Here is a 16,356-nt window from a genome sequence, read left to right on the forward strand (position 1 = left end):
GCTTCCACAAGCGATTCTTCAAGCGTCACCGCGCCGCCGCAATCACCATGCTAGGTGTTTCCATCTGGAGTGGAGGATCCCGATGAGATGCGCCTTTCTTGCAGCGACCGCTTTCTTCTCCATCGCCGTAACGGGCCAGCAGGCGCTCGCCGCCGACCCACCCTATATCGACGATCGCTCGGACGCTGCCGCTGTCATCCGCTCGCTCTACAGCGCCATCAACCGGCATGAATTCGCCCGCGCCTGGGGCTATTACGGCGATACCAAGCCGGCAAAGGATTTCGACGCGTTCGTCAAAGGCTATGACGGCACCGATACGGTCGAGGTGAAGACGGGCGCGGTATCCGACGAGGGTGCGGCCGGCAGCATCTACTACAGTGTCCCGGTCGCCATCCAGGCGACCGACAAGAAGGGCGAGGCCAAGGTCTTTGCCGGCTGCTATACGCTGCGCCAGGTCAACGGCCAGATCCAGGAACCGCCGTTCCAGCCGATCTTCATCGACAAGGGCGCGCTGAAGCCATCGACCGCCGATTTCGAAGAGGCCGTGCCGGCAAGCTGCGGCGACGGCCCGCCGCCGCCGAAGAAGGACGAGGCGCTGGAGCAGGCGATGAAGGCGTTCGCTGCCACCTATGCCGGCCAGTGCGATAAGGAGCTGTTCGAGCAGGAGCCCGAGCTGTTTTCGATCAAATACAAGGACAAGAGCGCGGCCGAAGGCGACCCGGAGCGGCAAACGCGGCTCTTCCATTTCGCCTGCTCGGCCGCCGCCTACAATGAAAGCTCCATCTACTACATCTACGACGACGTCTCGGGCGTCAGGCAGTTGCAGTTCGCCGAGCCCGAAATGGACATCCGCTACGCGAACAACGACAGCGACGGCAAGGTGGAGAGCATGCACGTCGTCGGCTTCCAGGCGACAGGCTGGGCCGTCAATTCCGCTTACGACGACGCCACCAAGACGATCACCACGTTCAACAAGTGGCGCGGCGTCGGCGATGCCTCGTCGTCGGGAACCTACCTGTTCCGCAACGGTGATTTTTCCCTCGTCCAGTACGACGTCGATGCATCATACGATGGCGAGCAGAACCCGCAGGCCGTCGTCGACTACAACACCGCGCCCTGAGGCAATCCCGGTATCACGTCACGGCGCCTTGGACAGCATCCAGTTGAGCGTGCCGCGCCAGTCGGTCATGCGGATCGGCGTGCCGTGCGTGCCGGTCTCGAAGCGGACGAAGCGGGTCGGATAGGGATAGGCTTTTGACTTTGCAATGATGGAGCGGAAGAAGGCTTCCTGCTTTTCCACGGGAAATACCGGGTCCTTGCTGCCTTGGCCGAAGAAGACGGGCACATGGCGCCTGAAGGCGGGACTGGCGAGAAAGCTTTCGTCCCACAGCGAACCGAGCAGCAGCAGCCCGTCGATGCGTCGTCCTGTGTCGTTGCGCGCGGCAAGCTTCCAGCACACCGATCCGCCCATCGAGCCGCAGGCGACGAAAATCTTCGCGCCCGGGGACTTCTCGGCGTAGTGATCGATCAGCGCCGCAACCTGGGCGGCGCCCTTGTCGCCGAAATCGGGGAAGTCCGGCGACAGATAGAGGCCGCCATTGGCGGCCATCAGATTCTTGAGGCGGTTGAAATTGCCACCGAAGGTAAAGTCGTCGACACCTTGCTTGCGGCTGCCACCCTGCCCGTGCAGGTAGAGCACGATAATGCCGGCGCCCTCGGTCTTGCCGACGGCAACATGCCTGACATCGCCCGCGTCCGTCTTCAGCATCAGGTCCTGCTGCAGCTTGCGCACGCCGGTGTCGGTATATTCGCCATGGACGCGCTTTTCCGGCACCTCGTCGCGCTGGTTGATGTCGCGCATCTCGCGATAGTCGATGACGGTGTAGGCGCCATTGTCGCCGGACGACAGCGTCGCCGGATAGGCGAACAGATCGTCCTTGTAGGGTTTTAGCTCGAGAGCGCCGGCATCAACTGCGGACAGCGAAAGAACGATCGCGGTTAACAGGGTGCGGGAGACTTGAAAGCGATTGGCCATGCCGCAGGCATGCGTGCTTCGGCTTCGCTTTGTCAATCCTGCAGCACGCCGCCGGCGCCTTCCAGCGCCTCGCGCGTATCGACGTCGACCGAGGCGGCGTTGCCGATCTCGACATCGACGACATCAAGGCCCCCGGCTTCGACCAGGTGGCGCGCGCCGGTGTCGCCTTCGAGATGGGCGATGGCCCCAAACAGCGAACGAGGCAGCAGCACCGGATTGCCGCGCCGGCCATCGTGCGCCGCGCGCACCACCGAGCGGCCGCCGGATCTGCGGAAGGCTTCGATCAGCCTGTCGAGATCGGCGGAGGACACGCCGGGCATGTCGCCAAGGACGATCATGGCGCCGGCAGCATCGGCCGAAACCTTGGCGATGCCCGCCTTCAATGACGAGGACAGGCCGTCGGCGAAATCGGGATTGTCGGCCAGGATGACATCGAGACCGCTTAAAGTGGCGAGCACCCGCTCGCGCTGATGGCCAGTGACGACAATGGTGCTGGATGCCCTGGAGCCCAGTGCTCTCTCGGCGGCGCGGCGGACCAACGGCTTGCCGTCGAACAGTGCCAGCAGCTTGTTCGGCCCGCCCATGCGGCTGGAGCGGCCGGCTGCCAGAAGCACGATCTCGACCTTCGGCGCGGTTCCCTCGCGCTTTGGCGACGGCTCGCGCGGCTGCGGCCGGGTCGGTATCTCCATCAACAGCCCGCCGACGCCCATGCCGGCGATGTCGCCTGCCGTCACGTCGAGGCCGGCGATCAGCCGGTCGAGCACCCAGTCGAAGCCGTTCTCCTTGGGGCTGCGGGCGCAGCCAGGCGCGCCAATGATGCGTTTGCCGGCAAGCGTGCCCAGCACCAGCAGATTGCCGGGATCGACCGGCATGCCCGCGCGGAGGACTGTCCCGCCGACCTGTTCGATCGCTGCAGGGACGACGTCGGCGAAATCGCTCATCGCCGAGGCGCCGAAGATCACCACCATATCGTTGTCACGGACGAGCGCAGCAGCCGCTTCCGCGACGGGCGCGACCTCGTGCGGCGTGCGGCGCTCGGCGGTCAGATGGCTGCCCGAGCGCGTCAGGCGCGCTTCGGTGATGCGCAGCGTCTTGTCGAGCACGCTCGGTTTGACGCCGGGCAGCATTGTCTGGATGACGCCGATCCGCATCGGCCGATAGGCGTTGACGGCAAAGATCTCGCCATCGGCGCAGATCCTTGCCACCCGATCGACCAGGCTGCCGGCGACGGCGAAGGGAATGATCTTCACCGTCGCAACCATCTGGCCTTTCTCGACCGGCGCATGCTGCGCCAGCGTGGCGATGGTGATGGTCGGATCGACGGCATTGATGGCGTCGATCATCGCGCGGTCGACGGTGAAGACGCCGGCCGCCTCGGCGTGCAGATTGACCCGGCCGGTCGCGGCGGGCCTGGCCTCCACGTTGCGATGGCTCATGCCGGCGGCGATCCGTTCCGCCGCCGCGTCCTCGCCGAGATCGTCGGGCGCCAACACGGCCGCGACCACCTCTGAAATGCCGGCCGCTTTCAGCGCCGACAGATCATCGGCGCTCAGCCTGTGCGCCTTGCGGAAGCGCCGCTCTCCGGCCTCTGTGGCGTGCGCCAGCACCGCGCCTTCCGCCTCATCGATCGGAACCGGACCGAATTTCACGCCACGGCGCCTTTTGCTTCGAGGCCGCGCGAGCGGAAGGCGTGGATGGTCTGCGCCAGCACCGCTACGGCGATCTCGGCCGGGCTTGCCGCGCCGATATCGAGGCCGATCGGCGCATGGATGCGGGCGATCTGGTCGGCGCTGGCGCCGAGCGCCAGCAGGCGTTCCACGCGCTTGGCGTGCGTCTTCCTGCTGCCGAGCGCGCCGACATAGAAGCACCTGGCATCGAGCGCTGCCTTCAATGCAAAATCGTCGATCTTGGGGTCGTGGGTGACGGCGGCAAGCGCCGTGTAGCTGTCGAGGGGCTTGCGCGCCAGCACATCCTGCGGCCATTCGGCATGCAGCACGACATCGGGAAAACGCTCCGGCGTGGCGAAAGCGGTGCGCGGGTCAATAATCTCGACGGGGTAGCCGGCGATCCTGGCCATCGGCGCCAGCGCCTGGCTGATATGGACGGCGCCGATCACCACGAGGCGCGGCTGCGGCAGATGCGCGTTGAGGAAGAAGGTGCGCCCTTCCGCCTCGACCGAGCCAGAATTGCCGGTGCGAAACGCCCTGGCGATCGCCTCGCCCAATTCACCGGCGACAGGATCGCCCTCGCGCACGATGCGGTCGCGGCCGTCGCCGAGGTCGGTGACAAGGATCGCCGCGCGGCGGGCGCGGCGTTCGGCATTCAATGTTTTCAGCACATACGGGTCCATGGCGCCCTAACCAAGCCGCTCGACATAGACCTTGATGCGGCCGCCACAGGAGAGACCCACCTGCCAGGCGGTCTCGTCGGCGACGCCGAACTCCAGCATCCTGGCCTTGCCCGAGCCGATGACATCGATCGCCTCGGTCACCACCGCGCCCTCGACGCAGCCGCCCGAGACGGAACCGTGGAAATTGCCGTCGGCGTCGATGACCAGATGGCTGCCCACCGGGCGCGGCGCCGAACCCCAGGTCTCGACCACGGTCGCGATGGCGACATCCTTGCCGTCCTTCATCCAGCCCTCCGCGATGATCAGGGGATCGCGGGCCTCATCGAGATAGATGCTGTTTTCCATGACTGCTTCTCTTGGAGTCTGTTTATGATCTAGGCAGTTCGCGCAAATGCATGCTCAATCAATCACTGCGAACGCGTCAACCTCGATCAGATAGTCGGGGGACAGGCTCGCCACGCCAAGCACCACGTCGGCTGGTTTGTGATCTCCGAACAGCTCTACCCGAGCCTTTTCGATGATCGGCAGACATTCATCGCGATTGTAGTTGACGACATAGATCGTGATCCTGCTGACCTGCGCAGGCGCTGCACCGGCGGCGGCGAGTGCTCGGCCGAGATTGGCAAACACCTGGCGCGCCTGCGTCGCAAGATCGCCACGGCCGACAAGCTTGCCATCCAGGTCTTCGGGCTCCTGGCCCGAGATGAATACCAACTTGCTGCCTGTCGCCACGACAACCTGGCTATACGTCTGCGGAACTGGCAGGTCCTTTGGGTTGATGCATTGGAGCGGCATTCATCGGGTCTCCTGTATGGTGGTCTCAATTTTCTGGGAGTCTGTTCTTCCGATGGATAAACATATGGCTATGCGGCGTGCCTGTCGCCAGCCCGCAGCCATCGACGCGGATCGACCGAAGCGGCCGGCCGCTGGTCGAGCGAGGCGCACAGATCAGCCAACGCCTCGAGATTGTGCACCGGGCGGAACTCGTCGACATGCGGCAGCATCGCCTTGACGCCGCGGGCGCGCGCCTCGAAGCCGTCGAAGCGCAGCAGCGGGTTCAGCCAGATCAGCCGCCGGCAGGATTTGTGCAGCCGCTCCATTTCCTCCGACAGGCCGGCGATCTCGTCGCGCTCCAGCCCGTCGGTGATCAGCAGCACCACGGCCCCCTGCCCCAGCACGCGTCGCGACCACAGGCGATTGAACTCGGTCAGCGTGTCGCCGATGCGAGTGCCGCCGGACCAGTCCTTGACCGTCGCCGAGCTCTCGGCGAGCGCGGCATCGGGATCGCGATGGCGCATCTGCCGCGTCAAATTGGTCAGGCGGGTGCCGAAGACAAAGGCATGCACGCGCCGGCGCTTTTCCGTCAGCGCGTGCAGGAAATGCAGGAAGATGCGCGTGTACTGGCTCATCGAGCCGGAAATGTCGGCAAGCACCACCAGCGGCGGGTGCACCTCGCGGGCAGAGCGGAATTTCGGCAGGATCAGCGCGCCGCCGGTGCGGGCGGCCGAACGCATCATGGCACGCGGATCGATGCGCCTGCCCTGCGCGTCCGCCCTGAAGCGGCGCGTGCGGACCATGTCGAAGGGCAGTCGCAAGGCGGCGATCGCCTGCTTGGCCTCGGCCAGCTCGGCGGCGTTCATCTGGGCAAAGTCCTTGCCGCGCAACACCTCGTTGCCGGAAAAGGTGAAGCGGGCGTCGACCTCGATCTCCGGGATTTCCTTGGCCGGCTGATTCTTCTGATGGCCCTCGAACATCGCCTGGCTGACGCGGGTCTCGGCCGCGCGGGGTTTCTGCTTCTCGCTGGTATCGAGCGCGACAGGCGAGAACATCGCCAGCATCTTTTCGATCAGCTCGCGCGATTTCCAGAACAGCCGGAAAGCTTCGTCGAAGACCGGATGGTCCTCATGCCGGGAGACCAGCACTGCATGCAGCGTCCAGTAGAAATCGTCGCGCGATCCGATGCCGGCGGCAAGCACCGCCTCGATCGCGTCCTTGACCGAAGCCGGTCCGACCCGCATGCCGGCCTTGCGCAAGGTACGGGCGAAATAGACGATGTTGTCGGCGAGGCGCCCGTCTTGCTTGGCCTCAGCGGGATCGGGGCGCGGCGACTTCATCGGCCTATTCCGCAGCAGCGAGCTCGGCCTTGACCTCGTCGAGGATGCGCCGGCCCTCGCCCGCGCCGATGCGGGCGATGTCGTCCTGGTACTTCAAAAGCACCCCGATCGTGTCGGAGACCGTTTCCGGATCGAGCGCGACCTTGTCGAGCTCGGTCAGCGCACCAGCCCAGTCGATGGTTTCGGCGACGCCCGGCGCCTTGAACAGCTCGACCTGGCGCAGCTTCTGAATGAACGACACAACCTCGGCCGAAAGCCGGCTGTTGGCCCGCGGCACCTTGCGGCGGACGATCTCCAGCTCGCGCTCGGCACTGGGATAGTCGACCCAGTGGTAGAGGCAGCGCCGCTTCAGCGCGTCATGGATCTCGCGCGTACGATTGGTGGTGATGATGACGATCGGCGGCTCCTCCGCCTTGATCGTGCCGAGCTCCGGCACCGTCACCTGGAAGTCCGAGAGGATTTCGAGCAGGAAGGCCTCGAAGGCCTCGTCGGTGCGGTCGAGCTCGTCGATCAGGAATACCGGGGCAGCGCCCGCCTTGCCGGTCAGCGCATCGAGCACCGGGCGGCGGATCAGATATTTTTCGGAGAAGACGTTGCGCTCCATGTCGGAGCGCACGACCGTGCCGGCTGCCTCCTCCATGCGGATCTCGATCATCTGCGCGGCGTAGTTCCACTCGTAGACGGCGGACGAGACGTCGAGCCCCTCATAGCATTGAAGGCGAATCAGCCGGCGGCCGAGCGCATCGGCCAGCACCTTGGCGATCTCGGTCTTGCCGACGCCGGCCTCGCCCTCGAGGAAGAGCGGCCTCTTCATGCGCAACGAGAGAAACAACACCGTTGCCAGCGAGCGGTCCGCCACATAGTCCGCGCCGGTCAGGAGATCGAGCGTCTCGTCGATCGTCCCCGGCGCCGGGCGCGGTTTCAAGCCGGTCATTCCATCTCCGTGGAGTCAGCCATCAAGGCACCTACAAGGCGCGATAGCCGCGATCATGATAGATCAGCGGGCGCAAATTATCGCCGATGCGCAGGCCTGTCACCTTGCCAAAAAGCACACGGTGGGTGGCGAGATCCTTGGTGTCGATCAGCTCGCAATCGAACACGGCAAGCGCGCCTTTCAAGGTCGGCGCGCCGGTCGAGATCACGTCCCATTCGCCAAGCGCAAACCGTTCCTCGACCGGCAGGCCGGTCATGCCGGAAAAGCCGACGGAGAGCGGCTCCTGATGCGAGGCCAGCGTGTTGAGCGCGAACCTGCCATTCGCAACGAAAGGCTCGTTCTTGGGATTTTCCCGGTTGAGGCAGACGAGCACGGTCGGCGGCGTGTCGGACACCGAGCAAGCGGCGATAACGGTCGCGCCTCGCCTGCCGGCCGGACCGTCGGTGGTCACCACATGGACCTGGCCGGCAAAATGGGCCATCGCGTCGCGATAGGCCTGCGGCCCGATGTCGTTCTTCTTCAGCACAGATGATTTTCCTCAGAACCCATCGTTATATATGGCGGCATATTGCATGCCACAAGCGAAGTGCTTGACCCATATCCGGAAATTCGCGTTGCACCGGGGCCGGCCAGCCTTTAGGTCTTGGCGAAGCGGATGCCGGCAACCGTACAGCCGGCACGGGAGGAATGCTTCGCTCACATGCGACCCCTGATGACGACATTGGCGGTGCTGGCCTCGATTGCTTTCGCCGGCAATGCGGGCGCCGAAGACCTCGTCGTCGGCGTCGCGGCGCCGCTCTCCGGCCCGTCGGCGATCCTCGGCAAGCAGGTCGAAGCCGGCGCCGTGCTGGCGGCCGACGCGAACGGCGCGACGATCAAGACCGTCGACGATGCCTGCACCGCCGACGGAGGAGCCGCCGCGGCGCGCGACTTCGCCGCCACCAAAGTCAATGTGGTAGTCGGTTTCCTCTGCACCGAGGCGATCGAGGCGGCGCTGCCGATCCTGAAGGAGGCCGGCATTCCCGTCATCACCATCGGCGTGCGCACCGAAAGCCTGACCGACCGGCGCGCCAAGACCGGCTGGCCAGTCTACCGGCTGGGCCCGCGCGGCGACGACGAGCGCTACGCCGTCGCCAGGATACTCACGCGTCTGTGGCAGAAAGAGCTGTTCGCCATCATCGACGACGGTACGATCTATGGCCGTGAAATCGCGGAGACTTTGCGAGCCGCGGCCGAGCAGGCGGCACTGAAGCCGGCGTTCGTCGACACGTTCCGGCCGCAGCTCGACAACCAGATCGGACTGATCGGCCGGCTGAAGAAGGCCGGCGCGACCAAAGTATTCGCCGGCGGCGACGGCGACGACATCGCCATCATGGGGCGCGATGCTGCCCAGCTCGACGCCGACATCACCTTTGCCGGCGGTGAAAATCTGCGCACGCCGGCCGGCGACGTGCGCTATGCCATGGGCACGTTGATGATCGCGCCACCCGAATGGGCCGAGCTCGCCGATCCCAAGGTGGTGCAGGCCTTCACGGACAAGAACGTCGTGCCGGAAGGCTACACGCTGCCTGCCTATGCCGCGGTCGAGATCGCCAGGGCCGCAACGGCGGAGGCGGCAAGCTCGGGCAAGCCGCTTGCCGAAGCGCTCACCGGGCATGAGTTCACGACGGCGATCGGGCCAGTCCGGTTCGACGACAAGGGCGATCTCAGCCAGTCTCCGTTGCGTGCCTTCCGCTTCGACGGAACACGCTTCGTGCCGCTGGAGGCCAACTGATGTTCCACAGCGGCCCGCGCAACCTGATCACCGATGTCGCCGGCCTCAAAGTCGGCAACGCCGCCGACCCCAGGCTGAAGTCGGGCGTGACGGCATTGCTTTGCGACGATCCGGCGGTGGCAGCCGTGCAGGTGCTGGGCGGCGCGCCAGGCACGCGCGAGACCGACCTGCTGGAGCCGCAGAATTCGGTTCATGAGATCCATGCCGTGGTGCTGTCGGGCGGCTCGGCCTTCGGCCTCGACGCCGCGTCGGGCGTGCAGGCGGCGTTGCGCGAAAGGAATATCGGTGTCGAAGTCGGCGGCTTCCGCGTGCCGATCGTGCCGGCTGCGATCCTGTTCGACCTGCGCAATGGCGGCGACAAAGGTTGGGGCCGCTACCCGCCCTATCGCGAGCTCGGCTACCAGGCGGCACAAGTGGCGGAGGCCGACTTTGCATTGGGCACGGCAGGCGCCGGCATGGGCGCGCTGACGTCGGGCCTCAAGGGTGGGCTGGGTTCGGCCTCGACCGTGCTTGAAACCGGCGTCACCATCGGCGCGCTCGCCGCCGTCAACCCGACCGGCTCGGTGACGGTCGGCAGGACCCGCCACTTCTGGGCGGCGCCTTTCGAGATCGGCGACGAGTTCGGCGGCCTCGGCTACCCTTCGCCGATGCCCGCCGACGCCAGGCGGATCCTGCTTAAATACCGCGACAAGCAGTTCGGCGGGCAAGCGGATGCCGGCGGCAACACCACCATTGCCGTCATTGCCACCGACGCCGTTCTGACCAAGGCCGCCGCCAAACGGCTGGCGATTTCGGCGCATGATGGCTTCGCGCGCGCCATCTGGCCGGCGCACACGCCGGCAGACGGCGATCTGGTTTTCGCACTGGCGACCGGCAAGAGCGGCGTCGAGCTTAGCGCCGACGCGGCCATCGATCTCTACGCCGCCGCCGGCGCCACCATGGCGCGCGCCATCAGCCGCGGCGTGCATGCCGCAACAGCGGCCGAGGGCGATCTGTTTCCGGTGTGGTCGTCGCGCTGAGCCGGCGGATCAGGTGGGATCGGACTTTTCTTCCTCGAAGCTCACCGCGACATCCGAATTGGCAGACAGCCAGACCTTCTTACCGTCGACCTCGGCGACGAGGCTCAGGGGAATGTAGTGGTGGTGACCCTTGTGCGAGCCCATGCCGCTGTCGGCCTTGGTCAGCTTGATCCGCTGGCCGTCGACCTTGTCGACAGTGCCGATGTGAACGCCGTCGGCGCCGATCACTTCCATATGCTCGCGAATCTTGCTGGTGTCGGTCATTGTGGTTCTCCATTGAAGCTGCCGACAACAACAATCGACGGCCGGATTGGATGCATTGCCGCCGGAGGGCACGTCCTGTTCACCATGACGTGATAGGCATGATCCAATCCTGCCGGCTGGAGCGACAAGTCCATGCGAATTCCCGTTCTGATTTGCACATGGCTGTTCGCGCAGCTCGCCACCGTCGCCACGGCCGGCGCCGGCGACGTCGCGGAGCTGGAAATCCTCGGCTTCAGCCAGGATGGCGGCGTCTTCGCCTTCGAGGAATTTGGCGTGCAGGATGGATCGGGCTTTCCCTATGCCAACCGCTACTACATCGACACCAGCAGCGACAGCTTTCTCAAGGGAACGCCGATCAGGGTGCGCCTCGACGACGAGGCCGCGACGCTCGACCAGGCACGCCTGCAGGCGCGGCAGAAAGGTGAAGCCATTGTCGGCCAGGCGGAACTCGCGGCCAATCGCGGCATCACCGCCGGCTTCAACGCCATAACCGAGCTTTCCGCCGATCCCTACCGCATGGCGGTCAATCCGCGCCCGATATTCTCTCCGGTCGACGAGCCGCTCGAGTTCCGGCTGGACGAAATCCCCTTAAACGACACCGAGGGCTGCCAGAGCCAGGGCGAGATCAACGGCTTTCGCCTGCTGCGCATCGAGGCAAAGGATGGCGGCAAGACCGAACTGGTGCGCGAGGACAAGTCCATCCCGAAAAGCCGCGGTTGCCCGAACGGCTACCGCATTGGCGCGGTGCAGACGTTCTCGATGCAGGGCTTGAGCGCCTATGCCGTGCTGATCGCAGTTCGGCAATACGGCTTCGAAGGTCCCGACTTTCGCTGGATCGCGGTGACAGGCCGGCTGTGACACCGCTCTCGCAACCCACGGCGCGCAGTCGCATCGGCGACCATTTCCGGGCCGCCCTGCCCCCGGCCCGCACAGCGTTTGCCGGCGCGCTGGTCTGGGGCCTGACGATGGGCGCCAGTGCGCTCGTCAATCTCCTGCTCTACGACTGGGAGACGCCAGCCAAGATCCGCTTCGTCACGCTCATCTATGCCGCCGGCGGCGCGCTCGCCTTCCCGGTCGGCCTGTTCCTGGCGCGGCTCGTCTCACGCGGCCGGCACTGGGAGGTTGCCTTCGCCGCCGCTTTCGTCGCGCTGCTGGTCGCTACGCTCGCCTTCACCGGTGGATTGTTCGCGCTGCAATACCGCTCCTACTATGCCGAATGGCACGCGCCGGCCTTCACCATCCGGTGGGCGTTCGAGTTGGTGTTCACCATGCTGACGGCGCTCTACCAGTTCGTCGTGCTCGGGATCCGGCTCTATTTTCCGCTGGGATTCATTGCACTGGTGGCCGCCGGCATCTGGTTTGCGCGGCAGCAGCGTTGAGCATTTCGTCGGCCTCTGTTAGGAGGCGGGCGACAAGCCCCAAGTCAGGACCGATTGATGATCCCTCGCTATTCCCGGCCGGAAATGGTCGCCATCTGGTCGCCAGAGACCCGTTTCCGCATCTGGTTCGAGATCGAGGCGCATGCCTGCGACGCGCTGGCCGAGCTCGGCGTCATCCCGAAGGAAGCGGCCAGGACGATCTGGGAAAGGGGCGGCGCGGCGAAATTCGACGTCGACAAGATCGACGAGATCGAGCGCGTCACCAAGCATGACGTGATCGCCTTCCTCACTCACCTCGGCGAGTTCGTCGGGCCGGATGCCCGGTTCATCCATCAGGGCATGACCTCATCGGACGTGCTCGACACCTGCCTTGCGGTGCAGCTCACCCGCGCCAGCGACATCCTGCTCGCCGACATCGATGCACTGCTGGCGGCCTTGAAGCGCCGCGCCTTCGAGCACAAGGATACCGTCACCATCGGCCGCAGCCACGGCATCCATGCCGAGCCGACCACGTTCGGCGTCAAGCTGGCGCAGGCCTATGCCGAGTTCTCGCGCTGCCGCGAGCGGCTGGTGCATGCGCGGGAGGACATTGCGACCTGCGCCATCTCCGGCGCGGTCGGCACCTTCGCCAACATCGAGCCCTATGTCGAAGAGCATGTGGCGCAGAAGCTCGGGCTGAAGCCGGAGCCGGTGTCGACGCAGGTGATCCCGCGCGACCGCCACGCCATGTTCTTCGCCACGCTCGGCGTCATCGCCTCGTCGGTGGAGCGGCTGGCGATCGAGATCCGCCACCTGCAGCGCACCGAGGTGCTGGAAGCGGAGGAGTATTTCTCGCCGGGGCAGAAGGGCTCGTCGGCAATGCCGCACAAGCGCAATCCGGTGCTGACCGAAAACCTCACCGGCCTTGCCCGCATGGTGCGTTCCTTCGCCATGCCGGCAATGGAGAATGTGGCGCTCTGGCACGAACGCGATATCTCGCACTCCTCGGTCGAGCGCATGATCGGACCGGACGCCACCGTGACGCTCGATTTCGCGCTGTCGCGGCTCACCAGCGTCGTCGACAAGCTGCTCGTCTATCCCGACAACATGCTGAAGAACATGAACAAGTTCCGCGGCCTGGTGCACTCGCAGCGCGTGCTGCTGGCGCTCACCCAGGCCGGCGTGTCACGCGAGGACGCTTACCGCCTGGTGCAGCGCAACGCCATGAAAGTGTGGGAACATGGTGCTGATTTCCTTGAGGAATTGCTGGCGGATAGGGAAGTGACCGCAGCGCTCCCCGAAGCCGATATCCGCGAGAAATTCGACCTCGGCTATCATACCAAGCATGTCGACACGATCTTCAAGCGGGTGTTTGGCGAGGCGTGAGGCAAGCGTCCTTCTCCCCGTCACCATACGGGGAGAAGGTGCCGGCAGGCGGATGAGGGGCGGCGCCGACTTCGGCGATGATCGCACCCATAGGCGCTGCGGCTGAACGGACAATCTCGCAAGCTTTGCGCTGCCCCTCATTGCCCTGCCGGGCATTTCTCCCCGTATAGTGACGGGGAGAAAGGGGCTGTCGCTAACGCCTCATCACGCCTTGCCGGGAATGGTCCTGATCACCGTGCCCCACGGATCCTCGCGGGACGCCTCGCCGGCCACGTTGTCCGAGCGCATCTCGACCCAGGCGAGACCCGAACGGGCCGGATCGCGGCGGCCGGCGCCGGCGCTGCGCCAGGCATTGGCGCCGATGTGGTGGTGGTAGCCGCCCGACGACAGGAACACCGCCTGGCTGCCGTATTTCGCCACCGTGTCGAAGCCGAACTCGTCATGCCAGAAGGCTTCCGCATCTTCCGGGCGGCCGACGCGCAGATGCACATGGCCGACGACGGTGTTTTCCGGAGCGCCCTGCCAGCCGGCATCGCCTGCCGGCACGCTGGCAACGACGGCGGGAAGGTTCAGACGCTCGGTCGCCATGGCGATCTTGTCGCCGTCCCATTTCCAGGCCTGCGGGCTACGGTCGGCGTAGATCTCGATGCCGTTGCCCTCGGGGTCGGTCATATAGAGCGCTTCACTGACCAGATGGTCCGACGCGCCCTCGATGGCGATCCGGTTGGCCGCGGCGTGGTTGATCCAGCGGCCGAGATCGGCACGACTGGGCAGCAGGAAGGCGGTGTGGAACAGGCCGGCGCTGCGCGGATCGTCGGGCTTTGCCGCGGCATCGGGCTCGAGCACCAGCAGCGGCCGGTTGGCGGCGCCGAGCGTGATCACGCCATCGGCGCGGCTCAATTCCTGCAGGCCGACAACGGCGCGGTAATAGGCGGCGAGCCCTTCGGCATCGCGCGCCTTCAGGCCGACGCGCGACACGCTGACCGGCGTGGTCGCGGCGAAAGGCAATTCACTCATCATCGTCTCCGTTCGGGCGCCCGCCGAAACTCCCAAAGCCAGGAGCCCCGCGCCGCCGATCATCCTACGTCGTGTCAGCCCCGAAATCCGGTCCTTCACGGCCATCTTGTCCTTGCCACAGATCGTCGATCTCGATCGTTCACACAAGAGAGCAAGGAGCGAACATGGTGTTCACTAAATTGATCGTGAACGTCGTTCGGCACGGTTGCGCGAAAGGGCGGCGCTCGCTACATGCGCGCCATGAAAGTCAAGGACGCAGATATCCTCATCGTGCCGGGCTACACCAATTCCGGCCCCGAACACTGGCAGACCCGTTGGCAGTCGAAACTGTCGACGGCGCGCCGGGTCGAGCAGGCGGAGTGGTCGAAGCCGGTACGCGAGGACTGGACCGCGAATGTGGCCAGGGCGGTCAACGAGGCCGAGCGGCCCGTGGTGCTCGTGGCGCATTCGCTTGGCGTGGCGGCGGCGGTACAGGCCATCCCGCAGTTCCAAAGGCCGGTGGCCGGCGCCTTCTTCGTGGCGCCGCCTGACGTCGCCAATCCGGAGATCAGGCCGCGGCACCTGATGACCTTCGGCCCCTATTCGCGCGAGCCGCTGCTCTTTCCGTCGATCGTGATCGCCAGCCGCAACGACCCGTTCTGCGCCTTCGACGTCGCCGAGGATATTGCCGGCGCCTGGGGCTCGCTGTTCATCGATGCCGGGGATGCCGGCCACCTCAACGCGGATTCCGGCTTCGGCCCCTGGCCTGAAGGCTCGATGACCTTCGCCAAGTTCCTGACGGAATTAAGGGAACCCTGAGCTGTAGCCGCTCGGTGGCGCTCAGGAACCGATGGAATCGCGCATGCTCTTCAGCAGGGTCTTGGCGCCCAACGAAATCAGCGTGTGGTCCGAGCCCATGGCGAGCAGCCGGTAGCCCATCGCCACGACGCGACCGGCAACCGCCGGCTCGATGACGTAGATGGCGGCGTGCTTGCCGGCCTTGCGCGTGCGCTCGGCGATCGAGGCGACCGTCTCCATCATGCTTTCCAGCGTCGAATTGACGGTGGTGCCGTTCGACCAGGCGATCGAGAAATCCGACGGGCCGACGAAAATGCCGTCGATGCCGGGTGTCTCAATGATGCCGTCCAGCGCCTCGAACGCCGCCCGCGTCTCAACCATCGCAAACGCCATGGTGCGCTGGTTGGTGTCGCGCAGCCATTCGGCATGATCGCCTTTGCCGTGACGCGGAAAGGCATAGGTCGGCCCCCAGGAGCGCTCGCCGACCGGTGGATATTTCATCGCGGCGGCGAACAGCCCGGCGTCGGCCACGGAGTTCACCATCGGCGCGATCACCGCCTCGGCGCCGAAATCGAGCGCCCGGCTCGCCATGTCGAAGCGGCCGACCGGAATGCGAACCAGCGCCGGCTTGTTGGCGGCCAGCACTGGCACCAGGCCGCGCAGCACGCTGTCCTCGTGATGGCCGCCATGCTGCATATCGAGGGTGACGGCGTCAAAACCCTGCTTGGCGATGATCTCGACCGTCAGCGCATCCGGCACTCCGGACCATGCGGTGAACAGCGTTTCATCCGCCGCCAGGCGTGACTTCAGGGACATCGGCTCTTCCTTGTTACCTCGTTAACAATCGCAGTTTCGGCTGGAAGCCGCGACAAGGCAAAGAAAAACCGCCCGACTGAGGCGGGCGGTCGATTGGTCCAGCCAGAGCATGATGCCGAAAGCGTGAAGCGGGTCTCAGACGACATCATGCTCATATGGGATCAGGTGTTCTTGATCTGCTCGATCGCCTCGGCCATCAGTTCATCCATGGTGCGGCGGATCTGATGGTCGGACTGGGCAACGCCGGCGTCGTCGAAATCCTTGCGGATCTTGCGGAAAACGTCGTGGTCGCCGGCTTCCTCGATGTCGGCGACGACCACCTGCTTGGCATAGGCCTCGGCATCGTCGCCGGATTTGCCGAGCTTCTCGGCGGCCCACAGGCCGAGCGCCTTGTTGCGGCGGGCAGAGGCCTTGAAGCGAAGCTCCTCGTCGAAGACGAATTTGCGCTCGAAGCCCTCTTCGCGGTCTTTCATGCTGCTCATGGCATCCCTCCGGTCAAATCCGATTCGCTT

General features: G+C 65.4%; 19 protein-coding genes. 7 read left to right on the forward strand and 12 right to left on the reverse strand.

Features of this window, described 5'->3' with window-relative positions; genetic code table 11:
- Window positions 1–82 precede the first annotated feature (82 nt).
- Window positions 83–1,120 (forward strand): DUF1176 domain-containing protein, encoded by a 1,038-nt coding sequence (locus tag EN786_RS11950; protein WP_135908380.1) that lies wholly within the window; start codon window positions 83–85, stop codon window positions 1,118–1,120.
- A gap of 18 nt (window positions 1,121–1,138) precedes the next feature.
- Here the strand turns inward: EN786_RS11950 and EN786_RS11955 are convergent, their stop codons facing one another.
- The 8 genes from EN786_RS11955 to EN786_RS11990 all read right to left on the reverse strand — a co-directional run bounded on the left by EN786_RS11955 (window position 1,139) and on the right by EN786_RS11990 (window position 7,959).
- Entirely contained in the window at window positions 1,139–2,035 is an 897-nt protein-coding gene (locus tag EN786_RS11955; RefSeq protein WP_189340641.1) for an alpha/beta fold hydrolase, read from the reverse strand.
- A 32-nt stretch (window positions 2,036–2,067) separates the two neighbouring features.
- Window positions 2,068–3,684: a molybdopterin-binding/glycosyltransferase family 2 protein gene (locus EN786_RS11960; protein ID WP_127311468.1), complete on the reverse strand. Its 1,617-nt coding sequence runs from the start codon at window positions 3,682–3,684 to the stop codon at window positions 2,068–2,070.
- Entirely contained in the window at window positions 3,681–4,385 is a 705-nt protein-coding gene (locus EN786_RS11965; RefSeq protein WP_127311467.1) for an XdhC family protein, read from the reverse strand. Before EN786_RS11965 ends, EN786_RS11960 begins: the two co-directional genes overlap by 4 nt.
- Window positions 4,386–4,391: 6 nt before the next feature.
- Window positions 4,392–4,730 carry an XdhC family protein gene (locus EN786_RS11970; RefSeq protein WP_040593291.1) on the reverse strand — a complete coding sequence of 113 codons (339 nt, stop codon included), beginning with the start codon at window positions 4,728–4,730 and terminating at the stop codon, window positions 4,392–4,394.
- Window positions 4,731–4,784: 54 nt separating this feature from the next.
- Entirely contained in the window at window positions 4,785–5,180 is a 396-nt protein-coding gene (locus EN786_RS11975) for a RidA family protein (protein ID WP_127286656.1), read from the reverse strand.
- 68 nt (window positions 5,181–5,248) lie between these two features.
- The gene (locus EN786_RS11980; RefSeq protein ID WP_127286657.1) at window positions 5,249–6,499 is read right to left on the reverse strand and encodes a VWA domain-containing protein; all 1,251 of its coding nucleotides are present in this window, start codon (window positions 6,497–6,499) and stop codon (window positions 5,249–5,251) included.
- Between the two features lie 4 nt (window positions 6,500–6,503).
- A complete protein-coding gene (locus tag EN786_RS11985) occupies window positions 6,504–7,433 on the reverse strand; it encodes a MoxR family ATPase (protein WP_127286658.1) in 930 nt (309 codons plus the stop codon).
- Window positions 7,434–7,464: 31 nt separating this feature from the next.
- On the reverse strand, window positions 7,465–7,959 hold the full coding sequence (locus EN786_RS11990) for a flavin reductase (protein WP_127286659.1): 495 nt from the start codon (window positions 7,957–7,959) through the stop codon (window positions 7,465–7,467).
- Window positions 7,960–8,133: 174 nt separating this feature from the next.
- Between EN786_RS11990 and EN786_RS11995 the strand changes: the two genes are divergently transcribed.
- Together EN786_RS11995 and EN786_RS12000 are read left to right on the forward strand one after the other, a co-directional pair.
- A complete protein-coding gene (locus tag EN786_RS11995; RefSeq protein WP_135908382.1) occupies window positions 8,134–9,207 on the forward strand; it encodes a branched-chain amino acid ABC transporter substrate-binding protein in 1,074 nt (357 codons plus the stop codon).
- Window positions 9,207–10,226, forward strand: a complete 1,020-nt coding sequence (locus EN786_RS12000) for a P1 family peptidase (protein WP_127310982.1) — start codon at window positions 9,207–9,209, stop codon at window positions 10,224–10,226. Before EN786_RS11995 ends, EN786_RS12000 begins: the two co-directional genes overlap by 1 nt.
- A gap of 9 nt (window positions 10,227–10,235) precedes the next feature.
- Here the strand turns inward: EN786_RS12000 and EN786_RS12005 are convergent, their stop codons facing one another.
- On the reverse strand, window positions 10,236–10,490 hold the full coding sequence (locus tag EN786_RS12005; RefSeq protein WP_127310981.1) for a DUF2171 domain-containing protein: 255 nt from the start codon (window positions 10,488–10,490) through the stop codon (window positions 10,236–10,238).
- 132 nt (window positions 10,491–10,622) lie between these two features.
- Between EN786_RS12005 and EN786_RS12010 the strand changes: the two genes are divergently transcribed.
- Genes EN786_RS12010 through purB form a run of 3 tightly spaced genes read left to right on the forward strand, consistent with a single transcriptional unit; the run spans window position 10,623 to window position 13,234 of the window.
- Window positions 10,623–11,348 (forward strand): DUF2259 domain-containing protein, encoded by a 726-nt coding sequence (locus EN786_RS12010; RefSeq protein WP_127310980.1) that lies wholly within the window; start codon window positions 10,623–10,625, stop codon window positions 11,346–11,348.
- Complete coding sequence (locus EN786_RS12015; protein ID WP_245478369.1) at window positions 11,345–11,869, forward strand: hypothetical protein; 525 nt, start codon at window positions 11,345–11,347, stop codon at window positions 11,867–11,869. Before EN786_RS12010 ends, EN786_RS12015 begins: the two co-directional genes overlap by 4 nt.
- Window positions 11,870–11,926: 57 nt before the next feature.
- Window positions 11,927–13,234, forward strand: a complete 1,308-nt coding sequence (purB, locus tag EN786_RS12020; protein ID WP_127310979.1) for an adenylosuccinate lyase — start codon at window positions 11,927–11,929, stop codon at window positions 13,232–13,234.
- Window positions 13,235–13,438: 204 nt separating this feature from the next.
- Here purB and EN786_RS12025 read toward each other — a convergent pair whose 3' ends face one another.
- Window positions 13,439–14,251, reverse strand: coding sequence for a VOC family protein (locus EN786_RS12025; protein ID WP_127310978.1), 813 nt, complete (start codon window positions 14,249–14,251; stop codon window positions 13,439–13,441).
- A gap of 240 nt (window positions 14,252–14,491) precedes the next feature.
- Between EN786_RS12025 and EN786_RS12030 the strand changes: the two genes are divergently transcribed.
- Window positions 14,492–15,049, forward strand: coding sequence for an alpha/beta hydrolase (locus EN786_RS12030; RefSeq protein ID WP_127310984.1), 558 nt, complete (start codon window positions 14,492–14,494; stop codon window positions 15,047–15,049).
- Between the two features lie 21 nt (window positions 15,050–15,070).
- Here EN786_RS12030 and EN786_RS12035 read toward each other — a convergent pair whose 3' ends face one another.
- Together EN786_RS12035 and EN786_RS12040 are read right to left on the reverse strand one after the other, a co-directional pair.
- Window positions 15,071–15,844, reverse strand: coding sequence for an HpcH/HpaI aldolase/citrate lyase family protein (locus EN786_RS12035; RefSeq protein WP_135908384.1), 774 nt, complete (start codon window positions 15,842–15,844; stop codon window positions 15,071–15,073).
- Window positions 15,845–16,005: 161 nt separating this feature from the next.
- The gene (locus EN786_RS12040) at window positions 16,006–16,326 is read right to left on the reverse strand and encodes a DUF1476 domain-containing protein (protein WP_127282326.1); all 321 of its coding nucleotides are present in this window, start codon (window positions 16,324–16,326) and stop codon (window positions 16,006–16,008) included.
- Window positions 16,327–16,356: the final 30 nt, after the last annotated feature.

The sequence above is a fragment of the Mesorhizobium sp. M4B.F.Ca.ET.143.01.1.1 genome (assembly GCF_004792275.1).
Lineage (GTDB): Bacteria > Pseudomonadota > Alphaproteobacteria > Rhizobiales > Rhizobiaceae > Mesorhizobium > Mesorhizobium abyssinicae.